The sequence below is a fragment of the Gemmata sp. genome (genome assembly GCF_051859125.1).
In the GTDB taxonomy this organism is placed as follows: domain Bacteria; phylum Planctomycetota; class Planctomycetia; order Gemmatales; family Gemmataceae; genus Gemmata.
In genome coordinates this window covers 81,990-88,902 of record NZ_JBHYGG010000291.1, presented here as the reverse complement: position 1 = coordinate 88,902, position 6,913 = coordinate 81,990, and the positions used below count along the sequence as shown (strand labels likewise).

Annotated in this window: 5 protein-coding genes; 3 read left to right on the top strand and 2 right to left on the bottom strand. The window is 69.6% G+C overall.

Annotation, left to right across the window (positions count from 1 at the left end):
• Nucleotides 1-146 precede the first annotated feature (146 nt).
• Both ACTIGN_RS30745 and ACTIGN_RS30740 read left to right on the top strand, forming a co-directional pair.
• Complete coding sequence (locus tag ACTIGN_RS30745; RefSeq protein ID WP_439631151.1) at nucleotides 147-1,064, top strand: sugar phosphate isomerase/epimerase family protein; 918 nt, start codon at nucleotides 147-149, stop codon at nucleotides 1,062-1,064.
• 90 nt (nucleotides 1,065-1,154) lie between these two features.
• Entirely contained in the window at nucleotides 1,155-2,075 is a 921-nt protein-coding gene (locus ACTIGN_RS30740) for a response regulator (protein ID WP_439631149.1), read from the top strand.
• Nucleotides 2,076-2,207: 132 nt separating this feature from the next.
• Here the strand turns inward: ACTIGN_RS30740 and ACTIGN_RS30735 are convergent, their stop codons facing one another.
• Both ACTIGN_RS30735 and ACTIGN_RS30730 read right to left on the bottom strand, forming a co-directional pair.
• Nucleotides 2,208-3,920: a VWA domain-containing protein gene (locus tag ACTIGN_RS30735; protein ID WP_439631147.1), complete on the bottom strand. Its 1,713-nt coding sequence runs from the start codon at nucleotides 3,918-3,920 to the stop codon at nucleotides 2,208-2,210.
• 80 nt (nucleotides 3,921-4,000) lie between these two features.
• A complete protein-coding gene (locus ACTIGN_RS30730) occupies nucleotides 4,001-5,413 on the bottom strand; it encodes a magnesium chelatase (protein ID WP_439631145.1) in 1,413 nt (470 codons plus the stop codon).
• A 202-nt stretch (nucleotides 5,414-5,615) separates the two neighbouring features.
• Here ACTIGN_RS30730 and ACTIGN_RS30725 point away from each other — a divergent pair, with 202 nt between their 5' ends.
• A complete protein-coding gene (locus ACTIGN_RS30725; protein ID WP_439631143.1) occupies nucleotides 5,616-6,722 on the top strand; it encodes an Lpg1974 family pore-forming outer membrane protein in 1,107 nt (368 codons plus the stop codon).
• Nucleotides 6,723-6,913: the final 191 nt, after the last annotated feature.

The window sequence follows — 6,913 nt, the reverse complement described above, 5'->3', positions numbered from 1 at the left end:
GACGGCAAGAACGACCAGTGGACCGGGGCCTTCGAGCTCATCTTCCGCTGGTGAGCCGGGTCGGTTGAGAATCGCCGCGGCCGCCCGTTCGCAACGGGCGGCCGCGGTCGTTATGATGGGCGGTGCCCCACACCCCGAGGCGCACCGTGCCGCAGTTCACCCGCCGCGAATGGCTGTCGGCCGCACTCGCCGCCACCCTCCCCGCCCCCGGCGCGGCCGCCGTACCCGGGCGGCTCCCGCTCGGCTTCAGTCTCTACGGCATGAGGGCGCTCCCCCTGGCGGACGCGCTCGACGTGTGCAAGCGCTGCGGGTACGACGGGGTCGAACTCGCCCTCATGCCCGGCTACCACGCCGATCCGGCCAAACTGACGCCCGCGGACGTGAAGGCGCTCGCCAAGCGCCTCGCCGACGCGAACCTGTCCGTGCTCGGGTTGATGGAGAACCTCCCGGCCCTCGGCGACGCCGCGGCGCACCGTGCGAACCTCGACCGGCTCGGGGCCGCCGCCGACCTCGCGAACGCGCTCGGGCCGGACCGCCCGCCGCCGATCGAGACCGTCCTCGGCGGCAAGCCCGCCGAGTGGGACAAGGTCAAGGACCGGCTCGCCGAGCGGCTCGCGGACTGGGCCGCCGTCGGGAGGGACCGCAAGACCGTCGTCGCGGTGAAGCCGCACGTGGCCAACGCCCTGCACACCGTTGCGGACGCGGTGTGGCTCGTCAAACAGGTCGGGAGCGAGTGGCTCCGGCTGGCCTTCGATTTCAGCCACTTCGAGCTACGAGGGGTTCGCATCGAGCACGCGGTCACGGAACTGGCCCCGCACTCGGTGTTCGCGCACGTGAAGGACGCGAAGGGGACGCCGGAGAAGTTCGAGTTCCTCCTCCCCGGGGACGGCGCGACCGACTACCCGAAGCTGGCGAAACTGTTGAGTGGGGCGAAGTACACCGGGCCGGTGGTGGTTGAAGTGAGCGCACAGGTGAGTAACAAACCCGGGTACGACCCGGCGGCGGCCGCGAAGTCGTCGTTCCGCGCGGTGAGCGCGGCGTTCGGGCGCCCGCCCCGCGACTAACTGCTCCGAGGACCCGGTGGCGCATCATTTGTGTGTCCCCCCCGCGGCGTGCTACAATCCGAACGGCCAGCCACGCCTGGGGTTCCCGCGATGCCTACGCCCGCCCCGCCCGATGTGCCGACGATCCTGGTTGTGGACGACTCACAACTGGAGCAGCGCATCGTTGCCAAGCTCCTGGAACCGCTCGGGTGGCGGACCACGTTCGCGCACAACGGGGTCGAGGCACTGGCCGCGATCGCGCGTCAGGCCCCGTCCGTCGTGGTCACCGACGTTCAGATGCCCCACATGGACGGGCTCACCCTGGTCGAGAGGGTCCGCGACAAGTTCCCGCACGTGCCGGTCGTGCTGATGGCGGGCCACGGGAGCGAGCGGATCGCGGTCGAGGCGCTCAAGGCCGGTGCGGCCGACTACGTCCCCAAGCAGTCGCTGACCCACGACCTGGTCCCCGCGCTGGACCGCGTGCTCTCGATCCGCCAGGCCGACGCCCGCCGGTCCCGGTTGCTCGCCGGCCTGACCCGCCGCAGCTCGCAGTTCGCCCTCGAGAACGACCCGTGCCTGGTGCCGCCGCTCGTCTCCATGCTCCGGGACGACATGGTGGCGATCGGGCTGTGCGACGCCCCGGACGCGACCCGGGCCGGCGTGGCGCTGGAGGAGGCGCTGCTGAACGCGATGTGCCACGGGAACCTGGAGGTCAGCTCGGCCCTGCGGGAGAACGGCGACGAGGCGTTCCACACGCTGGCCGCCGAGCGCCGCGGGCAGGCCCCGTACCGCGACCGGCGGGTGCGGGTGAACGCCCGACTGGTCCCGGGGCGGGCCACGTTCGTCATCTCCGACCAGGGGCCGGGGTTCGACGTGACGAAGCTCCCCGACCCCGACCACCCCGACTACGTCCCCGGGCCGAGCGGCCGCGGCGTCCTGCTGATGCGGGCGTTCATGACCGAGGTGCGGTACAACTCGACCGGCAACGAGGTCACCCTCGTCAAGGCCCGCGACGGCGCGCCGCCCGAGTGATACCGAATCGCGGTGATCCGTATCCGCTCTGTAGCCGGCCTCGGTGAGGCCGGGCGTGTACGAGTCCTAGAGGCCCGGCCTCACCGAGGCCGGCTACAGTTGGTAATCAACTAGACTTGGTGTGACGGGTCGTCACGAGACGATCTGCTTGCGGCGCTTGATGTAGTCCCAGATCACGTACCGGTCGAGGTCGCGGCCGGCGGTGAAGACCACGCGGCCCTTCGTGCTCTCGGCGATCCGGTACGCGAACCGCACGTCCTCCTCGGACTGGTTCCAGTTGCTCAGCAGGAAGATGTTGATGGTGATCCCCTCGCGGGCGCACAGCAGCGCCTCGCGCATCGTCGCCTCCTCGGTCCGCGGGTCGGGCGGGTAGAGCATGAACAGCGTGCTCCCCTCGAAGTGCGCGGTCGGCAGCCCGTCGGTGATGAGCACCACCTGGCGGTTCGGCGTGTCCTGCGCGGCGAGGTAGCGGCGGGCCGTCTGGAGCGCGTGCTGGATGTTCGTGAAGTGCGACGGGATCCGCACCTCGCTCACGTCCGGGTTGCTCATGTCGGCCTTGAGCCGCACCACCGGGCTGAAGATCGTCACCGGCTTGGGCATCAGGCCCGCGACCTCCGAGACGTGCCGCGGCTTGGCGAACGTGTACATCTCGACGAACTGGAGGAAGTCGCCGGGGTACTCGCTGCGGATCAGCCCCTCGAGGGCGAGGCCCATGCGCTTCACGTTCACGTACTGCGAGTCGTACCGCATCGACCCGCTCATGTCGAGCAGCACGCACGTCGCGGCCTTCGGGTTCACGCGGGTGCGGTGGATGACGATGTCGTCGGGGGTCATGCGCACGGGGAGCCCCGGGCCGCTCCGCAGGAGCGCGTTCGTCATGCTCGCGGGGATGTCCATCTGCGCGACCGAGTCGCCGAACTCGTAGGGCTTGGTCTTCGGCGACTCGACGGCCCCCTCCCCGGCGACCGCGTCCGGGTGCCGGCCGGTGCGGGACGCCTGGAGGTCGCCGAAGATCTTCGTGAGCACCTTCGACTGGAACAGCCGCAGCGCCTTCGGCGTGAGCCGGTACTTGCCCTTGCCGTCGCCCTCGAGCCCCTGCTTCTCGGCCTGCTCCTTGATGTAGTCCTCGATCTGCTGCTGGAGCGCCGACAGCTTTTCCATGTCGCCGGGCTCGGCGAACTTCTCCAGGTCCTCCATGTCGATGATCGCGAGCTGGGCCGTCTTCTTGGCGTCCTCGAGCTGCTTGAGGAGCTTGTCGATCGTCTCCAGCTCCTCCTTCACCTCGAGCGCCTTCGGCACGTCCATCTTCTCGCGGCCGGTGAACTCGTACTTCGAGGCGAGTTCGTCGACCTGGTACTTCTCGCCGAGCAGGCCGACGACGATGACGAGTTCGCGCGCGAACCGGCTCGTGTCGTCGTTGGCCTGGAAGTACAGCGCCTCGAGGTCGGCGAGTTGCTCCTGCTTGACGGCCCTCTGGTACGCCTTGTCGAGCTTGGCCGGCGGCGAAACTTTCTGGGCCGCGTCGCGGAACTCGTTCGCGGCGAGCTTCTTGACGTGCTTGGTTTCGTAGGTCTCGAGGATCTTCCGCTTGCGCTCGAGGAGCATCTGCCTGATCGCGTTGAGGCTCGGCCCGAGGCCGGCGATCTGCGAGGCGTCGAGGCGGATGGCGTTGGCGAGTTGCTCCTCGGTGAACTCGTCGCCGTCGCCGAACTGGAGCACGTGCTCCATGAGCGGCGAGACCATGTCCGGCGGCGGGGCCGTCGGGCTCGGGAAGTTCACCGGGTCGTACCGCTGGTACGTGTGAACGATCCCGCCGGGCGTCCGCTGTTCTTGCTCGGTGCTCATCGCATCTCCCGGTCGGTGTCGGCAACGCATTGTACCCGTCTCGCTGGGAGTCCGGGTGAGCCGGTGCCTCGCGGGTCCGTCTACGTCTCGTAGGTGATGTGGCCGTGGTGGGTGCCGCGGCTGATCTGGTCGGTCGCGTAGAGGCCCGCGAGTACGAACTCGGCGCAGCTCGCGCGCACCGCGTCGGTCGCGCCGGCGTTCACCTCGAACGCCTTCTCCCACGCCTTGGGGACGCGCTTGAGGCGCTTGGCGTACTCGGCACTCGGGAGCATGTCGCCCACCTCGATCTTCACCCCCTTGCCGAACGCCGTCGCGATCTCGTCCAGCCCGTGCTTGTCCACGTACTCGTCGAACACCACGCGGATCGCGTCGGCGACGATCGACTCCAGCACCTGCCGTTCGGACATCTGGTGCGAGCCCATCAGGTCGAGTTCCAGCTTGCCGAGCGCCGACGTGGGGAGGTGCCCGAGGTCGCTGATCCGCGGCACGGCCGGGGCCTCGCCGAGCCGCACCCCGCGGTGCCGGGCACTCGCCACCATCGTCCGGTAGTTCGCGATGCTGAACCGGGCGCTCACCCCGCTCGCGTGGTCCACGTACTTGCTCTTCCGGGCGCTGACGCTGATCTGCTCCACGATCTCCTTCATGAAGTACGGCACCACCACCGGGAACTCGCCGCCCGCGTCGAGGCCCGCCTCCTGTTCCATGATCTCGATGCCGAGCGCCCGCTCCTTCGGGTAGTGCGTCTGGATCAGCGACCCGATGCGGTCCTTGAGCTGCGGGATCACCTTCCCCGAGCGGTTGAAGGTCGTCGGGTTCGCGGAGAACAGCACGAGCACGTCGAGGTCGAACTGGATCGGGTAGCCGCGGATCTGCACGTCGCGCTCTTCGAGGATGTTGAACAGCCCGACCTGAATGAGTTCGTCGAGTTCGGGCACCTCGTTCATGGCGAAGATGCCGCGGTGCATCCGCGGGATCAGGCCGAAGTGGAGCGCGTCCTCGGCGGCCATGCTGGTGCCCATCGCGAGCTTGGCCGGGTCGATCTCGCCGATCACGTCGGCGAACTTGGTCCCCGGGGCGAGCCGCTCGGCGTACCGCTCCTTGCGGTGCCACCACGCGACCGGCACCTGCTCGGGCGGGGTGTTCCGGAGCAGTTCCTTCCCGGCCCGGGTGATCGGCAGGGTGGGGTCCTCGTGCACGGGCGAGCCCGGGATGTCCAGGTACGGGACGTACTCGTCGAGGAAGTTCACGAGCGCCCGCATGAGGCGGCTCTTGGCCTGCCCCTTCTCGCCGAGGAACAGCATGTCGTGGCCCGCGAGCACGGCGATGCTGATCTCGGGGGCCACGGTGTTCTCGTACCCGACGATGCCCGGGAACAGCGGCCGGTTCTCCTTGAGTGCGGCCAGGAAGTTGTCGCGGAGTTCGTGCTTGACGGTCTTGGACTGCCAGCCGCTGTCGCGGAGTTGTTGCAGGGTGGTCGGCCGGGGTGCGGTCATGGATTGTCCTTCGGGCCGGAATGGGTGCCCAAGCATTCTAGACCGCGCCCGCGGCCGAGTGTCACACCCGGGACCGCAATTGGCCGCCGAATCGGCGGATTCCGCCTTGTGCCCGCCGGCGGGGGTTGGTATTCGGCCCGCCAATCGGGAACAGATGCAAACAGGGGGGACGGCCATGCCTCGGGGGAGCTGGCTCGCATTGGTGTTGTGTGTCGCAGTCGTCACGCCGGCCGCGGCCCAGGGGCCGCCGCGGTCCCTTCCGCCGGCCGCGCCCCCGGCGGCGCCGCGGGCGCTGCCGGTTGCTCCCCCCGCCTCGCCGCCGGCCGCCGCGGGCGAGGCCCCCCTGCGGGACGTGACCCCGCCGGAGTTCGCCGACCTGATCCCGCCGCCGGACCCGCACGCCCACGGCCACACGCCCGGGTGCCTGACCCCGAGCGCGCCGCAGCACGCCGGGTTCTACGGCACGGCCGAGTACCTGCTGTTCCGCGTCCACAATGGGTCGCTCGACTACGCCCAACTGAACCCGACCTCGGGCCTCGCGATCGCCGGGCCGGTCCAGAACGCGACGTTCGACCTGGGCAGCGGGGTCCGCACCGAGCTGGGCTACCACTTCGAGAAGGGCTGGGACCTCGGGTTCGGGTACACGTACTTCAACACCCAGGGGAACCAGTCGGTGACGGCCGGGGCCGGCCAGGTGATCCTCCCGACCCTCACCCGCCCGGGGCTGACCGACACGGCCCTCACCGCGACCGCGAACACGTCGCTGAACTACAACGTCTACGACATGATCGTCGGCAAGCGGCTGGTGCTCGACGAGCACTTCACGTTCCGGGCCATCGGCGGCCTCCGGTTCGCGGAGATCAACCAGCGGTTCAACACGCTGTACAACGGGCTCGACGCGGTGAACGCGACAGTCACCTCCAGCTCGCGGTTCAGCGGGTTCGGGCCGATCATCGGCGGCGAGGCCGTGCTGAACGTGTGCGGCGGGTTCCACGGGTACGCCCGGACCACCGGCGGGCTCCTCACGGGCCGGTCGCGGAACGCCGTGCTCGAGACGAACGACGGCGGCGCGACGACCTACGTGAACACGCAGTACAACGTGCGGAAGGTGGTGCCGCTCGCGAGCATCGCGGTCGGCGGCGGGTGGCAGTACCGGACCGTCTCGATCCGGGCCGGGTACGAGGTCACCCAGTGGTTCGGACTGACCGAGCCGGTGCGGTACACGGACGACGTCGGGAGCCAGCTCGACACCCGCCCGTCGAACCTGTCCCTGGAAGGGTTCTTCGTGCAGTTCGGGCTCACGTTCTGATCCCGAGTCGGGTCGAGGGCGTTCCGTGGCCGGCCCCACCGGGGCCGGCTCCGGAACGGTCGGACGCCCGCGGCCCGAAAGTCGCCCCCGACCGTCTCCCACCCCGGACCGGTTTCGGGTACAATCACCGGACCGCCCGGAAGTGTATCGGCGTCCGACCCCCGCGCACGCGGCCGCGTCGGTTCGATGCC